Source organism: Vibrio sp. PID17_43, assembly GCF_002608565.1.
Classification (GTDB): Bacteria; Pseudomonadota; Gammaproteobacteria; order Enterobacterales; family Vibrionaceae; genus Vibrio.
This window is the reverse complement of the sequence record NZ_LIXM01000021.1, coordinates 76,049-95,771: the sequence shown is the minus strand read 5'-3', so window position 1 is coordinate 95,771 and position 19,723 is coordinate 76,049. Positions and strand designations below refer to the sequence as shown.

The following is a 19,723-nucleotide window of genomic DNA, read 5'->3' as shown; positions in this document are numbered from 1 at the left end:
CAGTGGTGCGCTCACCCTCTGCGTTTTCAATGACACGTGGTTTGTCGCCGTCTAGTACAGCAACACATGAGTTAGTCGTACCTAAGTCAATACCAATGATTTTACCCATAATAATTACCTCTACACTTTGCATTAGTTATATTAATGCAAAGTTGTTAAAATTCGATGTTGTTTTATAAGGGCATAACAGGCATTTTTGTGGCTGTTATACCTTGTCTCAATCAAATAGATTGCTTCAGTGATTACCGCTAAACAGGTGATGCTGTGGTTAGCCATGTTTAGCGAAAACTTGAAACTATTTGCTGATGGAAATCTTACGCGCTTGCATTGCTTCCGGAACTTCTCGGATGAGATCAATATGCAGCAATCCATTTTCCATACTCGCTGCGGTAACAGTGACGTAGTCAGCCAGTTGGAACTTGCGCTCAAAGTTGCGCTCGGCAATACCTTGATAAATGTAAGTTGGTTTGGTTTCAGAGGCATTAATTTCGCCTGAAACGATCAGCATGTTTTCGTTTTGAGTGAGAGTTAGCGCATCTTCAGAGAAACCAGCAACTGCCATAGTAATGCGGTAGTTGTGCTCATCTTTCTGTTCGATGTTATATGGTGGGTAACCATTTTGAGACGATTTCTTCGCGTTGTTCTCAACAAGATTCAACAGACGATCGAAACCGATGGCATGACGGTATAGGGGAGAAATATCTACATTACGCATAGTACTATCCTTTCAATAAGCAATAGTTCTCAACACATAAAGTGCTGAGATCGAACTCATACTCTTAAGCCCTTGAGAGCTAATTTAGACATACGGTTCAACGGTTAATAATCGGAAGTCGCATCTTGATCATCCTGTTGATGGGACAGTCTGCTCGTTCCGTGGTGATCACTTTTGTATTCCCTTAATAAGGCGAATTAAGTCATCAATGAACTCCATTTGGCAGTTCGTGTAAGCAATATATGCTTCCGTAATTTTCTTGTCAATAGGTCCATTAGAAAAAATAACATGAAATGTGTTTTTAATGATTCTTAAGGTAATGCATGAGCAAGCAGGGAAGGGCAGCACATTTAATGAGTGGCACTAGGTGTTCTCAATCTTATTTGAGATGCATCGATTTACGCTGAATCAAAAAAGAAGAGCTCGAACTTGAACTCTTCTTAATCGCTACGCAAGGGTAGGATGAATGAAACCAATCATTTTGTGACTATCTCAAATTGGTTGGTGCGGTTAATACCACTTTATCAATAACATGTTGCAGTATGTTGTAGCCGGCGAGCGCACCTGACGCATTGTCGGGCAGCTCAATTTTTTCTGTATCCAAGGCATAGACGGTAATTTGATAATTGTGTGGTTTCGCGTTTGGAGGAGGGCATGCACCGCCAAATCCTTTGAAACCAAAGTCATTGGTCACCATGCTGGCGCCTTTAGGCAAGCTTTTCCCTCCTTTTTCACCGGCATTTTCTGCCATACCAGTTTGATCAGCAGGAATATTGACCACTAACCAATGCCACCAACCACTACCGGTTGGCGCGTCTGGGTCATACATGGTAATTGCGAAGCTTTTTGTACCTTCAGGAGGGCTATTCCAACTCAGTTCTGGAGACTTATTGTCTCCGGTGCAGCCCCATTGGTTGAAAATTTGTGATTTCTTAAGTGATTGATTATCAATAATATCTGTGCTTTTTAGCTCAAAGGAATAACTAGAAAAGAGAGGAAGAGCAGATAACACAAACGATAATAATTTGATCTGTTTCATTGGCACTCCTATTTGACTTGTCTTAAAGCAAGCAAAGAAAGCATAGTCCACTTTCTCATTACTGCCATAGAAGAGAAAGTGAACGAGCGGGAGTGGGCTGAATTAATACAAGGACTTTGCTAATGAAATAAAATCTAAAGTCGTGCCGACCTCTGAAATCTTAGGAATAACGGACGATAGAGCAAAGGCATGATTGGCTAGCGAGGGGTCGGTGACCGCATCATGGCAAATGGTGACGTTATATCCTAGTTCATAAGCTTGCATGGCTGTTGACAGAACGCCCATGCTTGTCGCGATACCAGTGATCACGACATGAGTGACATTTAAGCTTTGTAGGCGTTGGTGAAGCTGCGTGTGGGTGAATGCCCCCCACGTTTGTTTGGTGATAACGATATCAGTACGGTGATGGTTCAACTCTTCTATCAACGTCGTCCAATTCGGCTTTAGTTCACGCGATGAGCGAGAGGGCGAATCTACTCGCCCGTCTGGACGACCGGAGACATTCACGAGTACCACAGGCCAATTGAGAGAGTGAAAAGTGTTTAACAACAGATTGGTATGCTCAATGACTTTACTTGCATCTTTAGCGTCGACCAGTTCGACAATACCATATTGCAAGTCAATGGCGATGAGTGCAGTGTTATTATCAATTTGGGTAATTGGCACTTTGAAATATCCATGAGTTTGAAGACTATTGCGAAAGTATAGCTTTTAAAACCAAGTAACCTCACTCTGAAGTCGGAATCTGTAAGCATTGGAGTACAGGAAATGAAGATAGGGTTAATGTTCTATCGACTGAAAAAACAAAAAAAGCGGCGTTACCCCGGAAAAGATAAAGCCGCTTGCTAATATAACCAAGCACTTACTGTGACTTGGGTATAGACGTGTTATTCCACGCCTTAGCGCATAATCATTTGTTCACGACCAGGACCAACCGATACCATCTTCACTGGTACACCCATTAGTTCTTCAATACGTAGAACGTATTTTTGTGCCGCGACTGGTAGCTCTTCGAATTTACGACAACCAGAAATGTCTTCGCTCCAACTTTCCATCTTCTCATAGATTGGTGTTAGTGCAGCCGTTTGAGGCCAAATGGGGTTCTCACTGTGTTCGCCTTCGTAACCAACACAAATTTTTAGATCGAAAAGGCCAGTCAGACAGTCTACTTTTGTCAGTGCAATTTCAGTCGCTGCTTGAAGCTCAACACCGTTCTTCGTTGCGACTGCATCGAAGTAACCCATGTCACGTGGACGACCCGTTGTTGCGCCGAATTCACCTGCTAGTTCACGGAATGCATCTTGCTCTTCCATTGCTGTGATCAGCGTACCTGTACCTACTGATGAGCTGAACGCTTTTGCTACTGCGATAACACGCTCTGGGCGCAGAGCAGGAAGACCACTACCGATACCTGCGTACATAGACACGACGTTCGAAGACGTTGTCCATGGGTACTCACCGTAAATAAGGTCACGGCCTGCACCTAGCTGTGCTTCAAACAATAGCGTTTGGTCTTTTGCTTGTAGCGCTTTTAGTGGAAGCGTTACGTTGCAGATAGCATCACGCCAAGGTGAAGACACTTCTAGCAACCAGTCCGCCATCTCTTCAGCGGTTTGTTCAAACTCGAACGTTGGGTAAAGAGCACGTAGCTGTGGAAGTTTCCAATCCATCCAGAATTTAAGACGTTCAACAAGAACTTCTGGTTGCTGTAGCCAACCCACAAGGATGCCTTTTTTCATCACACGGTCGCCGTATGCAGGTGCAATGCCCTGACGAGTAGAACCGTATGCTTTGTCGCCTAGGCGTTGTTCTTCTAGCGTATCTTCTAGTGCATGTAGAGGTAGACACAGTGTTGCGCGATCAGAGATGCACATGTTCACTTTAACGCCCGCTTCTTCAACTTCCGCAATCTCCTGAGACAGCGACGCAGGGCTGATAACCATACCCGGACCTAAAACTGCCAAACAGTCTGGGTTGAAAACGCCACTTGGTAGCTGGTGCAGCTTGAACGTACCTAGGTCGTTAATCACGGTGTGACCCGCGTTGCTACCACCTTGGAAACGAATGCTTGCAGAAGCTTGCTCTGCCAAAAAGTCAACGATGCGGCCTTTGCCTTCATCACCCCAGTTTGCACCCACAACAACGATAGACGACATAATTCATTCTCCAAAAACAGACCGGAAAATCTTAGGGGGCTCGCATGAATAAGAGAAATTAATTATACTCATTAACTTGATAAGAAAATCATATCGGGCAATTTTCTATGTTAGATTTGAACTGGTTGCGTACATTCGTCACCTTGGCGGAAGTAAAGCATTTCGGTAAAACAGCGATCGAACTGCACATGACGCAGCCTAATGTGAGCCTTCACATCAAGCAGCTTGAACAAGCGACTCGCACTAAGTTGATCGAGCGTAACCCAGTACAACTGACTCAGGCAGGTAAGCGATTATTAGACACTGCGCAGCACATGTTGAACGAGCTGCAAATCTGCCAATCTGATCTCAATGCCATTGACGACTTAATGCAAGGGACGCTTTCAATTGCAGCGAGCGATATTGTTTCACGCCTATTACTTATCAAGCCTTTTCAGCAGTTTAAAAGTGAATATCCGGGCATCGACTTAGCACTCTTCAATACGACATCTTCTCAGGCGGTGGAGCTAGTGAAAAGTGCCCGTGCTGACATCGGTTTTGTGATGGCGCAGAAAGAGAGCCAACCGCTGCACTTTACGCCTTTAACGCAAATCCATTGGTGTGCTTTTGGCGATAACATTTTCGATTGGCGAGACAACAAGGAAGAGAGCCAGACTTTGATCTTGCTTGGCCATGATACCCGAACTCGTGAATTGATTGACGCATCACTACCAGAGCTAAAGTTACCAAAACATAGAGTGATGGAAGTAGGCAGTGTAGAGGCACAAATCGACTGGGCAGAAGCGGGCTTTGGTACGGCGATTGTGCCTGATTTTTCCCTCGACCCAAGGCTTAAACTCTCACGAGAAGTGACGCCTTTGCCTAGCTTCCCCAATACCGATTTCGGCTACATCGTGCGCCAAAACCAAGTGCTGTCAAAAGCCGCCAAGCAACTTCTTAAATGGGTAGCTGAGAACGTATCGGTGGTTGAGGTTTAACTCTATGAAAGACACAAGCATCACGATTCTATTACCTTCTTTTATTCATCGAATTGGGGGAGAGCAAGCTAAGCGAGCTAAAGCCATCGCGGCTGAGAAAGGGTGTGAACTGAAACGGATCAGGCGTTCTAGGAACTGGCAGATTTCGGGTGAAGCGCGACATATAAAAGCTTTTGCTGATCATATCAAGGTCGAAGCGCCCGAGCCGATGCGATTTGTGATCAACAAATTGGAATTGGGCCTCGCCAAGCACAGTGACAAACTTGAACCGTTAGAAGCGAAGTTGATTCGTTTAGTGTTAGAAACCCCCAATATTACCTTGGCGGAATTGATGTCTGTGACCAACTGTACTGTCGCACAAGCGCGAACCGCACGCTTTGAAGCGGAGATGCTTTGATGGAGCGAACAATACTGGTGGTCGTTCAATCAATCCATAGCACACTGTTCAAGGGACGTAAGTCTCATCTCTGCCTCAGCAAAATTACAAAAAATAGCCCACAATTGAGTCTGCGATACAGAACAATTGGGGTGAAATATGCGATGGCGTAATAGCCGAAGAAGTTCAAATGTAGAAGATCGTCGAGGTCAACCAGGGACAAAAGGTGCAGCTTCAAACGGATTACTTGTTGCTCAACTATTTCGTTTTTTGCCTTTTTTAATGAAGAGCAAAGTCGGCCGGCTTGTTCTACTCGGTGGCGTTCTCTTCTTTGGTTATCAGGCATTAATGGGTGACGGAAGTTTGATCGGAGAGATGGTTGGTATACCAATAACGCAGCAGTCTACTAGCCCATCCGATAGCCAAGCACTTTCGGATGAAAATGCCCAATTCGTAGCGGCGGTTTTGGGGACGACCGAGAGTGTTTGGTCGACGTTATTATCCAATGGCTATCGGGAGCCAACACTAGTGCTTTATACCAACACGACGTCAACAGGGTGTGGGATAGGGCAAGCGGTGTCGGGGCCGTTTTATTGCCCGGCCGATGGCAAAATATACCTCGATCTGAGCTTTATGGATGAATTGAAAAAGCTCGGTGCACCAGGAGACTTTGCTTTTGCCTATGTGATTGCGCATGAGGTCGGTCACCATGTACAAAACCTACTCGGAACGAGCGGTGAAGTCCATCGCTTACAGCAACAATCGTCAAAAGTGGATGCAAATAAACTCAGTGTCAAATTAGAGCTGCAAGCCGACTGTTACGCGGGGGTGTGGGGCTATTATGTCAATAATGAGATGAAAATACTCGATCCCGGCGATATGGAAGAAGGCATTGCAGCGGCAACGGCGGTGGGGGACGATAGATTGCAAGAAATGGCGGGACGCTCGGTTCAGCCGGATAGTTTTACACATGGTTCGTCAGATCAAAGGGTTGCTTGGTTTAAGAAGGGATTTGAATCAGGTGATCCAGAGCAGTGTCAGACGTTTAACTGAGTATGTTCGCCATGTCGTAAGGTTGGTGGTGGTACGCTGTTTGAAATGAAATAAAGAACCCAAGCGGTGTCAATGTGTTGGCTTTAAGCAGCGCCATTATTTGAAAACACTTGGGTTGAGATAAATGGTACGATTATCGTGACAGAAAAAGCGCTACCACATTAGATCGTCTGGCACGACGAAGTCAGCGTATGGATCGTCTTCTGCTAGGATATCTGATTCTGGCTCTTTCTGTTCAATGATCACTGACTCGTCGCGTTGAGCAATTTTGTTTGCAACAGGACGAGGAATAACCACATAGCTCTCACCAACGATGGCAATGGCCAAGATACCTTTTATCAGCTGCTCACGAACTAGTGAATCTACATATAGAGATTTCACAAGTGTACCATGAGTAAAGTTGTACTTGATGTCGCCATCTTTTAAATCAATCTTGTTATTCTCAATCAGCTGATTGATTTGTGCTCTAATCTCTTTGTTCAAGCGCTCGTTGTTTTGTTGTTCGCTCAGTTGCTTGTCACGCTCTAACTGCTGACGTTTGCTCTCTTCAACCGCCGCTTTTACTTCACGTGCTTGAATACGTGATTTCTTAGAGCCTTTTTTGGCTTTCTTCAGTTTTTTTTCGTTTACCAAGCCTGCTTTTAGCATCTGCTCTTGAAGGGTAAGTTTTGCCATGTTCTATCCAGTTAGTGCGCAATTTTGTGCATTTTAACCACTCCCAAGCGGCAAAGGAAGGGCGATGAGCTTTGTGCATGACAAGAATTGGTTCTATTTTAAGTAAAAGAGGTCAAAATCATGATCATCTTTTTGAACGTTCATTCGTCTAAGGTAGATTACGACGTTATTTTTTTAGAAGCGAACCTATGAATACTTCAAAATATCGATATGTTTCTCAGCAAGTGATTGAAGATGCCTGTGAGTGGGCAATCATGCATGGCATCGCATTTCGCCAAGCAGACAATAGCGCGAGACATTGTCCTTTTAGCATTGCGCCAATGTCGATTGAACGAAGCGTGTATGAGCATTTAAAAATGGTCACGCCGATTATCGCCAAGCTGATCAGCAACGTGTCCGAAGATCACGACTTCTTGCAAAGCTCACTAATTGATGTGGCTAAGGCTGAGCCATTTTTCGGACGCCTGATGGCACTCCACCAAGAAGCGCATGGAGCGTCTGGAAACCGTTTAAAGCCAGCTCGCCAACCTTTGCTATTGATGCGCACGGATTTTATGGACGACCGCCAACATGGAGCTAAGGTCATAGAGTTCAACGGAATTGCCGCAGGCATGGCTCCGTTTGGTCAGCGAGCGACACAGCTTCATCAATTTATGCAAAATCAATGGGGCATCGTGTATCGTGATTGGCTAGAAGATGAGAGTGCAATACCGGCGGACAATGTTGGTATGGAACAATTGGCGTTGGGCATTGCCACGGCCGCGAAAAAAGTAAAAACGCGCTTCAGTGAAGACGATAAGCCGACGTTTTTGATGGTGGTGCAAAAAAATGAAGACAACGTTTACGACCAGCATTTGCTTGAGGTTGAACTACAAAAGCTAGGCATGCGCACCGTAAGACGTACCTTCGAACAGTTGAGTACCCAGTTATATACCGGTGACAATCAGCGTCTTATGTTAGACAACATCGGTGGCGTCGACGTGGTTTATCTGCGTTCGGGTTACCAATATATAGACTACTGCTCACCAGAATTGGATGAACCAGTTTGTGGCTATACCTTGAGCCAGACTCGTTTGTTTATGGAAAAGCATTACGTAGCGATAAACGCAACCTTTAGCCAGCAACTTGCAACCAGTAAATCAATGCAAATGCTGCTTACCACGATGCCAGCTGAAGACTATATACGCTGGGGACTGACGTTAGAAGAAGCGACGTTGGTGAAAAGTGTTCTCGCCGACATGAAACCCGTCAATGTAGAAACTATTGCGTGGTTTAACTCGTCTGCTAATCAGAACGAATGGGTGTTGAAGAATCAAGGAGAAGGCGGTGGTCACTGCATATTTGGTGCGGATATCAAAGCGAAACTGAGTCAGATGACTCAAGAGGAATATGATGCGTGGGCATTAATGCAACGTCTGTATCCTCATGAGCGCGAAAAGCCAACGATTGCCGTGCGTGATGCCAAGCAGACAATAGTGACCGATTTAGTCAGTGAAATTGGTTTGTTTACAGCGCATTATCAAGGTGAACCTGCCACCGAGTTTGAAGGGTATGCTGGCTATCTTATCCGTAGTAAACCCGCCAGTGAAAATGAAGGAGGGATTCATAGTGGAAAGGGAATATTAGATTCACTAGTGTTGGTGGATTGATAGGATGAAAAGATTCTCCGCTCTGTTTTATTTCGTGCGGAGAGTGTGCTGTTTGTCTATTTCTGGTGGTCGAGGAGGGCTACATGCGTCCCATTCCATGGAACAGACCGCCAAATAGTGCCCCTAAAATACTGAAGATAATGCCTAGAATGATCATGGCCGGAATGGATGCAATGGCAAATTTTACCATGAGGATAACCATCGACATGAAGGGCATTTTGATATCAACCACGATGACTTCTTGTTTCTCATTTTCTACAGACATAAAACTCCCATGTGCACTTTTTAGTTCGTAATCCGTTTATTATATACCAGCTATCGAAAGGTGCTTGATTGAGCGAGTGTGGCGTAATGGCACTAGACGAGCCGGATTGTTAGTTAGTAAGCAGGTTTGCATTGTGTTTATCAAGGTTTCGCAATTGGCTACTCAATCCCTAACTCTTGGCGCCTACGTTTGCTCAGGCCAAGAGCAACAATTTGATAAGATTCGCACAAGTAATACTTCAACTCCTCATCCAATCGCCCCGAAGTTTCTGTTTGTTGAATCCATTTCATGCCGCGATTGGCAAAATAAGGGGCAGGGATGTAACCTTCACTGTCACGGAGAAAATCAAAATTCAAAGGTGAGGTTTTAAAAGTAAAGGCAGGCTGTTTATTTTTGCTCCAACCACCAATCGCGAAGACTTTTCCGCCCACTTTCCAAACATGTGCATCACCCCACTGTACAACATGAGATGTCGCAGCGAACGAGCCGCAGAATTGATTGAACTCTTCGTATGTCATGGATAACCTCGTCAATGCTTGTTACAACAAGATTAATATAGCTTGGGAATGAACGTTGCTGTCGAAAAGAGATCTCTGTGGAAGTTTCCCCACAGCGATACTTTTTCAGAGGCATCGTCATGGTGTCCAAAAGTCCGAATAACCTAACGGTTGTATTGTCGATAAATTGACCATAACCAAGTGATAAATACTCCCCATATCATCACCGAGCCATATACGGTATTCATGTGCATTCCTTGCTTTTTAATGAAAATTTGTCGAGTTAAACGATCTAATTGCTAGCCATTATGACGGCAGTCAGCGGTAAAAGACAGCTAGCCAGACGGTGACTTCATCAGGTGAAGTGCTCAATACTTTGTGTTTTATACCGGCTTTTATATTGATAAAATCGCCCTCAGATAATGTATGAACTTGCCCATTTTCGAATTCAATAACCCCTTCGCCTTTAAGTACAATAACCCACTCGTGTTCAGCTTGGTCGTACCAGCCAACCTCCGGGGATCGATGTCCATGAGATAGAATTCGCTCGATTCGAATGTGGTTTGTAGAAATGATATCTTCGAATATCTCATCAGGGATGTGATTTGGTATATCAGAATATATATTGGTCATTCTTTTTTCTCCTGAGCCATAATGTCTTTTAAACGGAAGGAGTTGGTATAGCCTCCTTTATGGTGACGATTTTCTTTTATAATATCAAAGAGGTGTGGGTAGGTAATGGATACCAAAGTGAGAAAGCATTTCAAAATGCATCTGACGATATTTTAGAAGAGATTCACTAGGTGGTTGAGGTTGAAAGTGCTCTGGAGGCATTACTTAAACTCTTAAGAGCAAGTTTGAAGTGCGATGTATCTGGTTGATAAAACAAAGCCGCTGAGTGTTATCAGCGGCTTTGTTATTTAAATGGAAGCGAGCGACTTAATTAGCCACTTGTGGACGCGGCTTACGACGCTGACCAGATGGCTTGCTGCTTGAAGGTTTTGCTCCTACTGGCTTACCACCGTTGCCATTTCTATTGCTGTTTGGCTTATTCGCATCTGGTTTGCCGTTTGAGCGCGCCTGACCGTCACGGTTTCCCTTAGGCTTACCAGCTCCACCTTTATTCTCATTGAAACGACGCTTAGGCTTGCTTGCGCCATTGGACGTTTTCTTCTCTGCTTGATGAGCATTGTCACCGTCGGTTTTTGGCTTCTTAGGCTTTTTCGGTTTCTTTGGCTTGATTGGGCGAGTATCTAGTTTAGATTCTGGTACGGCATTGGTTGGAGCGAAGCCCTCAAGTTGTTTACGTGGTAGAAGTTCTTGAATTACACGCTCTATCGCGAACAGTTCTGGTGCTTCAAGTGCACAAACCAAAGAAATTGCTTTGCCTGTTTCGCCAGCGCGACCTGTACGACCAATACGGTGAACGTAATCTTCAGCTACTTTTGGTAGCTCGAAGTTCACCACTTGAGGAAGCTGAGGAATATCGATACCACGTGCTGCGATGTCAGTTGCAACGAGAACGCGTACTTCACCTGATTTGAAGTCCGCCAGTGCTTTCGTACGTGCGCCTTGACTCTTGTTCCCGTGGATAGCGGCAGCGGTAATCTTTTCGTCAATGAGAAACTTCGCTAAGCGGTTTGCGCCGTGCTTAGTTTTAGTAAATACCAGCACTTGCTTCCAGTCACCGTCTTTGATCAGTTTTACCAGCATTGGCGCTTTCTTTTTCACGTCTGCAGGGTAAATGCATTGCTCTACTGTTCTTGCGGTTGAGTTTGCTGGGTTAACTGAAATCTCAACAGGGTTGTTTACTAACCCTTTTGCAAGAGCGCGAATTTCATTTGAGAACGTGGCAGAGAACAGTAGGTTTTGACGTTGTTTTGGCAGCAAATCAAGAATCTTACGAATGTCGCGAATAAAACCCATGTCGAGCATGCGGTCTGCTTCATCCAGAACCAGTACTTCCAGTTGGTCGAATTTCACCGCATTCTGGCTGTACAAGTCCATTAGACGGCCAGGCGTTGCAACCAATACGTCAGCACCCTTACGAAGACGCAGCATTTGTGGGTTGATCTTCACGCCACCGAATACCACCGCGCTGTTCAGCGTTAGATGGCGGCTGTACATGAACACGTTTTCTTGAACCTGCGCGGCAAGCTCACGTGTTGGCGTTAAGATCAAAGCACGAATATGGTTACTGCGAACACGAGGGCCATTTGACAAACGCTCAAGGATTGGCAGCGTGAAGCCCGCTGTTTTACCTGTACCAGTCTGCGCTGCTGCCATGACGTCTTTCCCTTTCAAAATAGCAGGAATTGCTTGAGCCTGAATTGGCGAAGGGGTGTCGTAGCCTTTTTCCTGAATTGCTTTAAGGATTGGAGCAGATAGACCTAACGAGGTAAAACCCATATGTATGATTCTCAATTGTCGAGTTAGATAACAACGCGTCGAATTTATGTACGATGCGAAAAGTGCGACATTCTGAGGCTTTTGGGCGTCGGCTTCAACTATTTCTGTCACGGAGAAATAGTTGAACTCGATCTCATTTCCTATAGGGATGTAAAAATGAGCGATTTACCTAAAGTTAACTTGAAGTTTTAGAGTATTCATCAAGCAAACGAAAAACATGATGAATAAGGAATTTCCCCCATGAAAAACGACATTGAACACGCCAATATTTTTAGTTGTGGATGCGCAACAAACGATTCGTTTTCTTATCAGTGCAATTCCAGAATGGAAAGTACGCGGAAGCGGAAAAATTGATGTCTGGTTTGGCAAACCTATCGAATGGTTCCATCTCGGAGATGAGCATTCTTACATGGTAATCTCTTCAGGCGGCAATAGTGAAGCTGAACATTGGACTAGCCATACGACAGGGCTCAAGCATTTAGGCATTGTGGTACCCGATGTGGAAGCTTTAATAATAAGGTTCAAAGAAGCAGGATACGAGCTAGTTCATCTCGGTGGTGAGCACCCATTTAGGAAGAGCGTTTACTACGTAGAGGATCACGGCTTACAGCTTGAGTTTATTGAGTCTTTCTCAGAAAAAGACAGCGAGCGTTATGACTATCTGTTGTAGTAAGCTCTTTCTATCGCTAGGCATTGGAACGTGCCTAGCTTTACTTCTTGTGATCTTTTCAAATTTTCACATGATCCAAAAACGCCTGCGTCAGTTTTTGGAATAAAGTGTCCACGCTTGGTCTCTCTTCTATGTGATCGAATAGGGGAGTATGGACATTGCCACGAATGTCTTCGTCATAGCCACACAGGAGATTGCATAACTGTACGGGCTCAACGATTTTCTCTACATCTGTGTCGATCAGAATACACGCTTGAGATAGCACGACCTGTCCGCCGCTTTTGTTGAGTAATACTCGTTGCGCGGTTCCCACCACCTTTTGACCTCTAATGTTGAGATTGTAGTCGCCATCGCAGTAGGAATTGGGGGTGGCGTGAATATCAACTTTCACGCCAAGTTGCTCGAAGAATATCGTTAGCACTGAACATAAATGGAGATAAGCTTGTTTGATATCGTATGGCTGGCCTTCTGGCCAATGATAAATATGAGAGAGGTTAATGATCCCAGGCACTTGAGGCACTGGCGCGCCCCCTGTTTTACGTGAAAAGAGTTTCCAGTTGGCATGTTGTAGCGCTTGTTCTAATTCGTCAAAGATAGGCCACTTTTTTCCTGCGGGAAGAACCAGTGTGGGGCTTTTCACTTGCCACAGCAGTAATACTTGCGAGAGTTGATTTGATTGGACTTGTTTAATTAATTCATCTTCTTTGCTAAATACATCAGCAACTTCTATTGCTCGATAGCGGATCAGTTTGTTTTTGCCAGCCAAATTCAATCCCTCACTTCGTCTGATTCATCTGTTTTACCGCAGTTCGGCATTAAATGCTATCTACGTTAAGATTGATGACACTGAACATCCGTGATGCTCGAATGTTGAAATGAACCGTTGTTGTAACGACAAGTATTCTTTGTTGTTCATTGCCTGGTCGATGCATAGAATGCCCGGTTTGGATAAACCTAGGTCGATATCATTATGAAAAAGTTAATGACTGGCGCAGCATTAGCAACATTATTAACCGGTTGTGTTACCTTCCCAACACAGGAATCTAATCAAGTGAAAGTCGTTTGGGATGACGTGAATGCCATTGAAAACTGCCAACACCTTGGCACCGTGATGGGCTCTGAAGGTCACTTCTATGATTACTGGCTTCATGCAGATAAAGATATGGTTTGGGGTACGCTGAACCAAATGCGCATTAAAGCGGCTGACTTAGGTGCAGACACGCTCTATCTTTATGAGCCTCTAGGTTTTAATAGCTCAGTGACCATGTTCGCTAATGCGTACAAATGCCAAAATTAATTTAAAAAAAAGCAGACGATAAAAGTCTGCTTTTTTGTAGCTCATCTTAACTTAGTCATTGACCGCTACCAGTCTCTGAAGATTTAGCACCTTACGCGTTGAATCAGTGGATACTCGCCGTTGCAACCGCTATGGCATCTGTGAATGAAACGGTAAACGCATCGCTAGTATTAAGCACTTTGGCCGGGAACGTTAAACTCAATTGGGTTTGTGGTGCGACTTCGGACTCAATACTGGTGATGAACTTACGTGTTTCCCCTGGCGAAATAGAGAGAGCACTACTGCCTTTTGGCCCGAGCTCTGCGATACCAAACGTGTTCAAACCATTCCCTTCGTCATCGACCAAACTCAATAACGACTCCGATTTATAAACTAACTCGCCTTTGTCGGTTTGATACGCTCTAAAAGTATTGAAGTTAGGTTGAAGTTCGGCTTCAGCACCTAAGTTGGTGACAGAGAAGGTGACGTTCGAACCATCAAACTGTTCTACTTTGACCAGTACATTGGCATCTTGATAGCGCGCGGCAGCTGCGAGCTCTTCTTGTCGCTGTTTCTCGCGCTCTGCGTCAGTGAGATTGGCGTTTTCTTCTGCCATTCGTGCTTCTGCTAATCGGTAGGACTTATCAACCATTGCGAGTAGGGCAGGAATCGAATAAGACGAGAGTCCCTCTAAATGGTCAAAATCGATTTTTGCATGGGTGGTTAAGGTATTGGTGGAGAACTGACAGTAGCCATCAATCAAGCTAATAAATGCAATTTCAAATGTGCCTTGTAGCTTAGTGATTTCTCGTCCTGCTTGTTCAATGTTGGTGCGAACTTGTTTGATTTCTTCTAATGATTTTGCTGGTAGCAGACCATTCGGTGATACGTCATTTGCCACGGAAACCAATGCTTCGGTGACGAATGGATTATTTTTTACCGGGATCACGGTCGTGACAAGATTGGCTTTGGTGATATCTTCTCCGAGAAGAACGGTCATCTTTTGTGACACGGCCGTTTTATTCCCAGCGAGAACGTCGCCACAATTTGGCGAGTTGCTAGCATGAGCTGATGATGCAGAAGCAAGTGACAGCATGGCGGACAAGCCCGATATGACGAGTCCTTTCGATGTTCGGTTGTTCATCTTGATAACCCCTCTCTAATATGATGCGTGTCAGCCGACGTTCAGACTCCAATTTATGACTGGATTAGCGACATTCAGAATGGCTTTAAGTGCTTCCTTGCTCAATTCATCTTCACAAGACGTATCGACGGAGATGATCACCGTCTATTGTTGTCCGTGTTAAGCCCCACGGCCAAAAGTGTTTGAATTCGTAGATGATGTTGCAAGGTTGATGTCTTTTTTGAAAGATAGACGTAACTTTTCTAGGCTTCAAATTTGTGATGATGATCTATTTTTGGCTAGAGCTCTAGGATCAAGTAAAAACAGACACTTAACGTAGAGAATCGATTTTGAGAGAAAAAATTATTTTTTGTGGGAACTTTTTCAAACACTACCTTTGAAACATAATTTGTGTTTCAAAGGTAGATGGTTGGATTCTAAAGTATATTTTTTAATTTAGTGCGTTTAACACTTCAGCCAAGCGCGTCACGGCTACTTTCAGTTCTTCACGTGTGGCATTCGTGAAGTTTAGTCGCAATGCGGCTTTTACCTCTGATCCTTCAGGATAAAACACTGGGCTCGGTACAACTGCGACGCCATTGGCGAGCAGCGTTTTTGCTAGCGTAAACGTATCGCACTCAGGGATCTCAACCCAGACAAACATGCCGCCATCAACAGGCTTTACTCTACAGCTTGATGGGAGCTGTTTTTTTAGCTCGGCAAACATCACGTCGTAGCGAGATTTGTATAGCTGACAAATGGTTGAAATGTGAGTGTCAAAGCCATCGTGTTGCATCAGGCCATGCAACAGTGCTTGCATCGGTACGCTAGAGTGTAGGTCCGCTCCTTGCTTGATTTTGATCAACGGTTCAATATAGCTGCGTTTGCCGGTTACCACACCGATACGTAGCCCAGGAGAGGCAATTTTTGAGAACGAACGTAATACGATCGCGTTCTGTGGGCAGAAATCGGATACCAAAGGTAACGCACTTCCTGAGAATCGCAGTTCGCGGTAAGGGGCATCTTCAATGAATGCCACATTGTATTGAATACAAAGCTCTGCCACTTTTTTACGGGTTTCTAGCGCCCAGCATACGCCTGTAGGGTTGTGGAAGTCTGGCACCGCATAAAACATTTTGGGTTTTTGCTCTGCAAAGCATTCTTCTAGCTCTTGTAAATTAGGGCCAAACTCTGTTTGCGAAACGGTTACGATGTCCGCTTGAACTAAGCCAAATACTTGCATTGCGCCTAGGTAGCTTGGTGCTTCCATTACGACTTTGTCGTTAGGGTTAATATAGGCTCGCGCAATTAAGTCTAAGCCTTGCTGTGAGCCCGTAGTGATCATGGCAAGGTGCGTGTCTGGCAATTGGTAATAACCGTTCAGAAAGTTCAGTAGCGGTGTATAACCTGCGGTTGAGCCGTACTGAAACACCTCTGTCATGTTGGCTAGGTTTTCAAGGGTTGGCTTCATTAAGTCGATAGGGAATGTCTTTTCATCTGGTAAACCGCCAGCAAGTGAGATGACGTTTTTATCGCTCGCCGCCGCGAGGATCTCACGAATATAAGAAGACTTTACTTGTTGTAGTGACTGTGCAATTTCCATGTGCTGTGTTTCTCGCAGTATTTAATTCTAGTTTTATGCGAAAGATAGTACATGGGAATTGATAACTTAGGTGTGTCTGTTTATGCTGTTAAACATGTCCATTTATGCTATTTAGGCGAGATGTCACTCCATGAGCCAACAGCAGGTTTCCAGAATCAATGACGTGTTGTTTTACATACATCAAGATATTAGTAGAGAATTATCCGCCAAAGAGCTGGCTGATGTAGCGGCGTATTCTGAACAGCACTTCCACCGAATATTTAAACAAGTGGTCGGGGAATCCATCCATCAATACATCCGTCGTACCCGCATGGAATACGCAGCGAATCAGTTGATGTTTGATACCAAATCGTCGGTATTGGATATCGCCAATAAGTGTGGTTTTAGTTCGGTTTCTTCTTTTAGTCGAGCATTCAAAGCGACTTTTGAACTCTCACCGGGAGCATGGCGCAAGCACGATCTGCAGGTCGCAGAAAAGCCTTATTTGAAAGATCCCGAGATTGCCGCTGGTTATCATCGAGTGGCACAGCGCACTTTACCTGAACCGAAAATCATTGAAGTCCCACAACGATTCGCCGCTTACGTTCGTCATGAAGGTTACAATCGTTCGATTCGTAAGGCATGGTTGGTGCTTAAGGCGTGGGCGAATTCGGAGAATCGTGATTTCTTAACTCAATTTGGGCTGCACCACTCCAACCCAGCATGGGTAGAGTTAGATAAGTGTCGGTATGTCGCGTGCATGGCGATAGATAAACCCCTTAAATATCGTGGGGTAGTGAATCAAATGATCATCCCTGGCGGCTTGCATGCGGTGTTTCGTCTTAGCGGAATGTATGGTGAGTTGCTGCCGCAAATTAGTATGGTGTTAGAGAAATGGTTACCGAAGTCGGGTTTTAAGCAGCGTTCAACACCGGCGTATGTCCATTATCATCGTAATCACTTTCTTAATGAAGAAGAGCGCTTCGAGTTAGATTTTTACTTGCCAATCAGCTTCTTTTAAAACAGAAAACAGCGAAGCCAAAAATCTGGACCTCGCTGTCAAATCATTTTTGTTTATAGATTCGCATCTGTGTCAGTGCCCGCAGAGACACTTAGACCACTTTTTGCGGTGTAAATACTGAAGGCTTCACCTTCCACGATGCCTTCTTCAGAATCATCATTCGCGGTACAGGTATAACCGACAGAGTAGGTGCCTGGTTCAACAAAACCCAACTCATATTGGTAAGTTAAACCTTCATCATCCGTTACTACGTTAGCTGACGCAATGGGTGCTTGTAGATCGCTTTGCGCGAAGGTGCCCATATCTGCTTGCGCGATATTTCCTTTATATAGGTAAACCGCATGTGCATAACCGTTGCCAGAATTCGTTTCGCTCTCACACTGTAGGTAGGTGTCGTTTAAGGCGATTTCACCTTTAATGTTTCCCGTGGTCACTGTGTTGATGAGTGACCAAGAATTTCGTTTAATTGTGTAACCTTCATCCTTGCCTGTTGCGTCTTTTAGACCGCGTCGCAAGTCGAATTCAAGCACGTAATCATTGTTGTCTGGGTTAACTGAAAAAGGATTGTTAATGAATATCACCCCAGTGCTCGGCTCTTTGCCAACAACTTGAGGACACGCCCCGTCGCCTTTTACAGTCAATGGGGTTTTAATTGCGTTCCCAGTGGAATTATCAATGACGTAAGATGGGTACGGAAAGTGGTCGCCATCATGTACGAAAACACACAACTGGTAATCGCCGCTTGGAATGGTTACGCCATCAACTAGCTCTTGCGCATCGCTGCCTTGGAAGGCTAATAAGTTTACGCTGAGTGGGAGTGGGTCTTCGCCTTCTTCAAGTAAGTTTCCTTCTTCATCAACGTATTCCCCATTCTCATTGGTTTGGTAAACGTCAAAGATTTGTGGCTTACCTTCACCTTTCGGTAAGAACGCGACTTTGCTGTAGGTCACGACGACTTCTGATACGTCATCAATAGGTGCATCAGAAACGGATAGGGTAACAGGGGTCGTTGTGCTTTTAGAATCACTGTCTGAACCACATCCAGTAAGGGCAAAAACAACAGCAGCCCCGATCATGCTAAATTTAAACGCGTTCATTTATACATCCTTTCTAATATAAAACTTTTTAAAGGTAGCTGAAATTTAGAGATAAATTGAATACATCTTGCCAATTCTTTGTGATGCTTTGTCAGTTTTTTGTATGAAATCCTTAATCTGGAATAAATGATGCGAATATTTGCACGTTGCGTGGTTTGTTTTGCCACCAAGTACTCAACTTACCGTTTGCTTGGTGTGCCAGTTTAACAATGCGAAATATCGCCTCACAGTAGAATTCAACCATAGCGAACTCATGATTAAATAGCAGAGATTAAGGTGTGTCGATCTTCCGTGCCGATACTTGCGACGCTTGCTCTCGCTTGTTGGGAATAATTTCTCCCTGATAACAGGCGATCAATTCGCCAGCGACAGCCACGGCGATCTCTGCCGGGTGTTTACCTTTTACTGCTTCTATGCCAATGGGGCAGGTCATGTTATTGATCGCATCGTCATCAAAGCCTCGTTCTTTTAATCGATAATCAAAACGCTTTCTTTTTGTGAGTGAGCCGATCAGTCCAAAGTAGCGACAGTCTCCACGCGTTAAGATGGCTCGAGCAAGTTCGAAATCGAGATGATGGCTATGAGTGAGCACTAAGTACATGCAGTTTTCAGGAAGGTGGTGTACTTCACCGACGGGATCCTCTGTCAGTCGTTTCTCTACGTTTTTAGGGAGGTGAGAAGGGAACTGTTCGGCGCGTTCATCAATCCAAATCACTTTAAATGGCAATGTCGCGAGAATAGGGATCAGCGCTTTGGCGACATGACCAGCACCAAATAGTGCGAGAAGATGCCGTGGTTGGCCTATTGGCTCAAAGCTCAGTGTGACGATGCCGCCGCAGCACTGCCCCAGCTTCGCCCCTAAATTGAAACGTTCGATCTTCATGTCGGTTTCGCCCAGATTGAGCATTTCTTTGGCGGTTTGCATGGCAACGTATTCAAGATGACCGCCGCCAATGCTGCCCACCACCTCGCTTTCCGTAACGAGCATTTTGGTGCCTGCATTGCGCGGTGTGGAGCCTTTATCTTCAAGCACTGTCACCATGATACAAGGCATGCCCTTGGCGTCGAACTCAGCTAGGGCTTGGATCCAATTGTCTGTATGCATCTCAGCCTCCTAGCTAACGATGTCGAACTCTGCGGTAC

22 protein-coding genes and 1 pseudogene are annotated in these 19,723 nt (G+C 44.8%); 7 read left to right on the top strand and 16 right to left on the bottom strand.

Features of this window, described 5'->3' with window-relative positions; all coding sequences use genetic code 11:
* The 5 genes from AK965_RS20305 to AK965_RS15420 form a co-directional block, all read right to left on the bottom strand.
* On the bottom strand, nt 1–109 hold a 109-nt coding region (locus AK965_RS20305), incomplete at its 3' end, for an Hsp70 family protein (protein ID WP_143699952.1).
* 186 nt (nt 110–295) lie between these two features.
* Complete coding sequence (locus tag AK965_RS15435) at nt 296–715, bottom strand: Hsp20 family protein (RefSeq protein WP_099080443.1); 420 nt, start codon at nt 713–715, stop codon at nt 296–298.
* Between the two features lie 487 nt (nt 716–1,202).
* A complete protein-coding gene (locus AK965_RS15430) occupies nt 1,203–1,754 on the bottom strand; it encodes a YbhB/YbcL family Raf kinase inhibitor-like protein (RefSeq protein ID WP_099080442.1) in 552 nt (183 codons plus the stop codon).
* Nucleotides 1,755–1,856: 102 nt separating this feature from the next.
* The gene (locus AK965_RS15425; RefSeq protein WP_099080441.1) at nt 1,857–2,420 is read right to left on the bottom strand and encodes a cysteine hydrolase family protein; all 564 of its coding nucleotides are present in this window, start codon (nt 2,418–2,420) and stop codon (nt 1,857–1,859) included.
* 233 nt (nt 2,421–2,653) lie between these two features.
* Nucleotides 2,654–3,910 carry an adenylosuccinate synthetase gene (locus tag AK965_RS15420; protein ID WP_099080440.1) on the bottom strand — a complete coding sequence of 419 codons (1,257 nt, stop codon included), beginning with the start codon at nt 3,908–3,910 and terminating at the stop codon, nt 2,654–2,656.
* 107 nt (nt 3,911–4,017) lie between these two features.
* On the opposite strand from AK965_RS15420, the gene AK965_RS15415 reads away from it, so the two are divergent.
* The 3 genes from AK965_RS15415 to AK965_RS15405 all read left to right on the top strand — a co-directional run bounded on the left by AK965_RS15415 (nt 4,018) and on the right by AK965_RS15405 (nt 6,316).
* Nucleotides 4,018–4,887 (top strand): LysR family transcriptional regulator, encoded by an 870-nt coding sequence (locus AK965_RS15415; RefSeq protein WP_099080439.1) that lies wholly within the window; start codon nt 4,018–4,020, stop codon nt 4,885–4,887.
* Nucleotides 4,888–4,891: 4 nt separating this feature from the next.
* On the top strand, nt 4,892–5,284 hold the full coding sequence (locus tag AK965_RS15410) for a ribosome recycling factor family protein (RefSeq protein ID WP_099080438.1): 393 nt from the start codon (nt 4,892–4,894) through the stop codon (nt 5,282–5,284).
* Nucleotides 5,285–5,422: 138 nt separating this feature from the next.
* Nucleotides 5,423–6,316: a neutral zinc metallopeptidase gene (locus AK965_RS15405; protein WP_099080437.1), complete on the top strand. Its 894-nt coding sequence runs from the start codon at nt 5,423–5,425 to the stop codon at nt 6,314–6,316.
* 153 nt (nt 6,317–6,469) lie between these two features.
* Here the strand turns inward: AK965_RS15405 and AK965_RS15400 are convergent, their stop codons facing one another.
* Nucleotides 6,470–6,991 (bottom strand): DUF2058 domain-containing protein, encoded by a 522-nt coding sequence (locus tag AK965_RS15400; protein WP_099080436.1) that lies wholly within the window; start codon nt 6,989–6,991, stop codon nt 6,470–6,472.
* Between the two features lie 188 nt (nt 6,992–7,179).
* Between AK965_RS15400 and AK965_RS15395 the strand changes: the two genes are divergently transcribed.
* Entirely contained in the window at nt 7,180–8,640 is a 1,461-nt protein-coding gene (locus AK965_RS15395; protein ID WP_099080435.1) for a glutathione synthase, read from the top strand.
* 79 nt (nt 8,641–8,719) lie between these two features.
* Here AK965_RS15395 and AK965_RS15390 read toward each other — a convergent pair whose 3' ends face one another.
* The 4 genes from AK965_RS15390 to AK965_RS15375 form a co-directional block, all read right to left on the bottom strand.
* Nucleotides 8,720–8,905, bottom strand: coding sequence for a hypothetical protein (locus AK965_RS15390; RefSeq protein WP_099080434.1), 186 nt, complete (start codon nt 8,903–8,905; stop codon nt 8,720–8,722).
* 158 nt (nt 8,906–9,063) lie between these two features.
* Entirely contained in the window at nt 9,064–9,423 is a 360-nt protein-coding gene (locus AK965_RS15385) for an MmcQ/YjbR family DNA-binding protein (protein ID WP_099080433.1), read from the bottom strand.
* 297 nt (nt 9,424–9,720) lie between these two features.
* Nucleotides 9,721–10,035, bottom strand: a complete 315-nt coding sequence (locus AK965_RS15380; protein ID WP_099080432.1) for a cupin domain-containing protein — start codon at nt 10,033–10,035, stop codon at nt 9,721–9,723.
* Between the two features lie 306 nt (nt 10,036–10,341).
* Entirely contained in the window at nt 10,342–11,811 is a 1,470-nt protein-coding gene (locus AK965_RS15375; RefSeq protein ID WP_099080431.1) for a DEAD/DEAH box helicase, read from the bottom strand.
* Between the two features lie 240 nt (nt 11,812–12,051).
* On the opposite strand from AK965_RS15375, the pseudogene AK965_RS15370 reads away from it, so the two are divergent.
* A pseudogene (locus AK965_RS15370) lies at nt 12,052–12,481 on the top strand (VOC family protein).
* Between the two features lie 58 nt (nt 12,482–12,539).
* Here AK965_RS15370 and AK965_RS15365 read toward each other — a convergent pair.
* Nucleotides 12,540–13,247 carry a lipoate--protein ligase gene (locus tag AK965_RS15365; RefSeq protein ID WP_099080430.1) on the bottom strand — a complete coding sequence of 236 codons (708 nt, stop codon included), beginning with the start codon at nt 13,245–13,247 and terminating at the stop codon, nt 12,540–12,542.
* 204 nt (nt 13,248–13,451) lie between these two features.
* Between AK965_RS15365 and AK965_RS15360 the strand changes: the two genes are divergently transcribed.
* Nucleotides 13,452–13,778, top strand: a complete 327-nt coding sequence (locus tag AK965_RS15360) for a DUF4156 domain-containing protein (protein ID WP_099080429.1) — start codon at nt 13,452–13,454, stop codon at nt 13,776–13,778.
* Nucleotides 13,779–13,881: 103 nt separating this feature from the next.
* On the opposite strand, the gene AK965_RS15355 is transcribed toward AK965_RS15360, so the two are convergent.
* Both AK965_RS15355 and AK965_RS15350 read right to left on the bottom strand, forming a co-directional pair.
* A complete protein-coding gene (locus tag AK965_RS15355) occupies nt 13,882–14,901 on the bottom strand; it encodes a hypothetical protein (RefSeq protein WP_099080428.1) in 1,020 nt (339 codons plus the stop codon).
* Between the two features lie 430 nt (nt 14,902–15,331).
* Nucleotides 15,332–16,483, bottom strand: a complete 1,152-nt coding sequence (locus AK965_RS15350; RefSeq protein ID WP_099080427.1) for a PLP-dependent aminotransferase family protein — start codon at nt 16,481–16,483, stop codon at nt 15,332–15,334.
* A gap of 130 nt (nt 16,484–16,613) precedes the next feature.
* On the opposite strand from AK965_RS15350, the gene AK965_RS15345 reads away from it, so the two are divergent.
* Complete coding sequence (locus AK965_RS15345) at nt 16,614–17,483, top strand: GyrI-like domain-containing protein (protein WP_099080426.1); 870 nt, start codon at nt 16,614–16,616, stop codon at nt 17,481–17,483.
* 53 nt (nt 17,484–17,536) lie between these two features.
* On the opposite strand, the gene AK965_RS15340 is transcribed toward AK965_RS15345, so the two are convergent.
* From AK965_RS15340 to xdhC, 3 genes are all read right to left on the bottom strand, one after another.
* A complete protein-coding gene (locus AK965_RS15340) occupies nt 17,537–18,580 on the bottom strand; it encodes a DUF4382 domain-containing protein (RefSeq protein WP_099080425.1) in 1,044 nt (347 codons plus the stop codon).
* A 112-nt stretch (nt 18,581–18,692) separates the two neighbouring features.
* Complete coding sequence (locus AK965_RS20850) at nt 18,693–18,824, bottom strand: hypothetical protein (protein WP_259343772.1); 132 nt, start codon at nt 18,822–18,824, stop codon at nt 18,693–18,695.
* Nucleotides 18,825–18,851: 27 nt separating this feature from the next.
* Nucleotides 18,852–19,685, bottom strand: coding sequence for a xanthine dehydrogenase accessory protein XdhC (xdhC, locus tag AK965_RS15335; protein ID WP_099080424.1), 834 nt, complete (start codon nt 19,683–19,685; stop codon nt 18,852–18,854).
* Between the last annotated feature and the right edge of the window lie 38 nt (nt 19,686–19,723).

Excerpts from the sequence above, each read along its gene's own strand:
- AK965_RS15405 (WP_099080437.1), top strand. The coding sequence starts at position 5,423 with ATGCGATGGCGTAATAGCCGAAGAAGTTCAAATGTAGAAGATCGTCGA.
- AK965_RS15395 (WP_099080435.1), top strand. The coding sequence starts at position 7,180 with ATGAATACTTCAAAATATCGATATGTTTCTCAGCAAGTGATTGAAGAT.
- AK965_RS15415 (WP_099080439.1), top strand. The coding sequence starts at position 4,018 with ATGTTAGATTTGAACTGGTTGCGTACATTCGTCACCTTGGCGGAAGTA.
- AK965_RS15400 (WP_099080436.1), bottom strand. The coding sequence starts at position 6,991 with ATGGCAAAACTTACCCTTCAAGAGCAGATGCTAAAAGCAGGCTTGGTA.
- AK965_RS15390 (WP_099080434.1), bottom strand. The coding sequence starts at position 8,905 with ATGTCTGTAGAAAATGAGAAACAAGAAGTCATCGTGGTTGATATCAAA.
- AK965_RS15410 (WP_099080438.1), top strand. The coding sequence starts at position 4,892 with ATGAAAGACACAAGCATCACGATTCTATTACCTTCTTTTATTCATCGA.
- AK965_RS15420 (WP_099080440.1), bottom strand. The coding sequence starts at position 3,910 with ATGTCGTCTATCGTTGTTGTGGGTGCAAACTGGGGTGATGAAGGCAAA.
- AK965_RS15345 (WP_099080426.1), top strand. The coding sequence starts at position 16,614 with ATGAGCCAACAGCAGGTTTCCAGAATCAATGACGTGTTGTTTTACATA.
- AK965_RS15350 (WP_099080427.1), bottom strand. The coding sequence starts at position 16,483 with ATGGAAATTGCACAGTCACTACAACAAGTAAAGTCTTCTTATATTCGT.
- AK965_RS15360 (WP_099080429.1), top strand. The coding sequence starts at position 13,452 with ATGAAAAAGTTAATGACTGGCGCAGCATTAGCAACATTATTAACCGGT.
- AK965_RS15380 (WP_099080432.1), bottom strand. The coding sequence starts at position 10,035 with ATGACCAATATATATTCTGATATACCAAATCACATCCCTGATGAGATA.
- AK965_RS15430 (WP_099080442.1), bottom strand. The coding sequence starts at position 1,754 with ATGAAACAGATCAAATTATTATCGTTTGTGTTATCTGCTCTTCCTCTC.
- AK965_RS15355 (WP_099080428.1), bottom strand. The coding sequence starts at position 14,901 with ATGAACAACCGAACATCGAAAGGACTCGTCATATCGGGCTTGTCCGCC.
- xdhC (WP_099080424.1), bottom strand. The coding sequence starts at position 19,685 with ATGCATACAGACAATTGGATCCAAGCCCTAGCTGAGTTCGACGCCAAG.
- AK965_RS20850 (WP_259343772.1), bottom strand. The coding sequence starts at position 18,824 with ATGGTTGAATTCTACTGTGAGGCGATATTTCGCATTGTTAAACTGGCA.
- AK965_RS15340 (WP_099080425.1), bottom strand. The coding sequence starts at position 18,580 with ATGAACGCGTTTAAATTTAGCATGATCGGGGCTGCTGTTGTTTTTGCC.
- AK965_RS15435 (WP_099080443.1), bottom strand. The coding sequence starts at position 715 with ATGCGTAATGTAGATATTTCTCCCCTATACCGTCATGCCATCGGTTTC.
- AK965_RS15375 (WP_099080431.1), bottom strand. The coding sequence starts at position 11,811 with ATGGGTTTTACCTCGTTAGGTCTATCTGCTCCAATCCTTAAAGCAATT.
- AK965_RS15385 (WP_099080433.1), bottom strand. The coding sequence starts at position 9,423 with ATGACATACGAAGAGTTCAATCAATTCTGCGGCTCGTTCGCTGCGACA.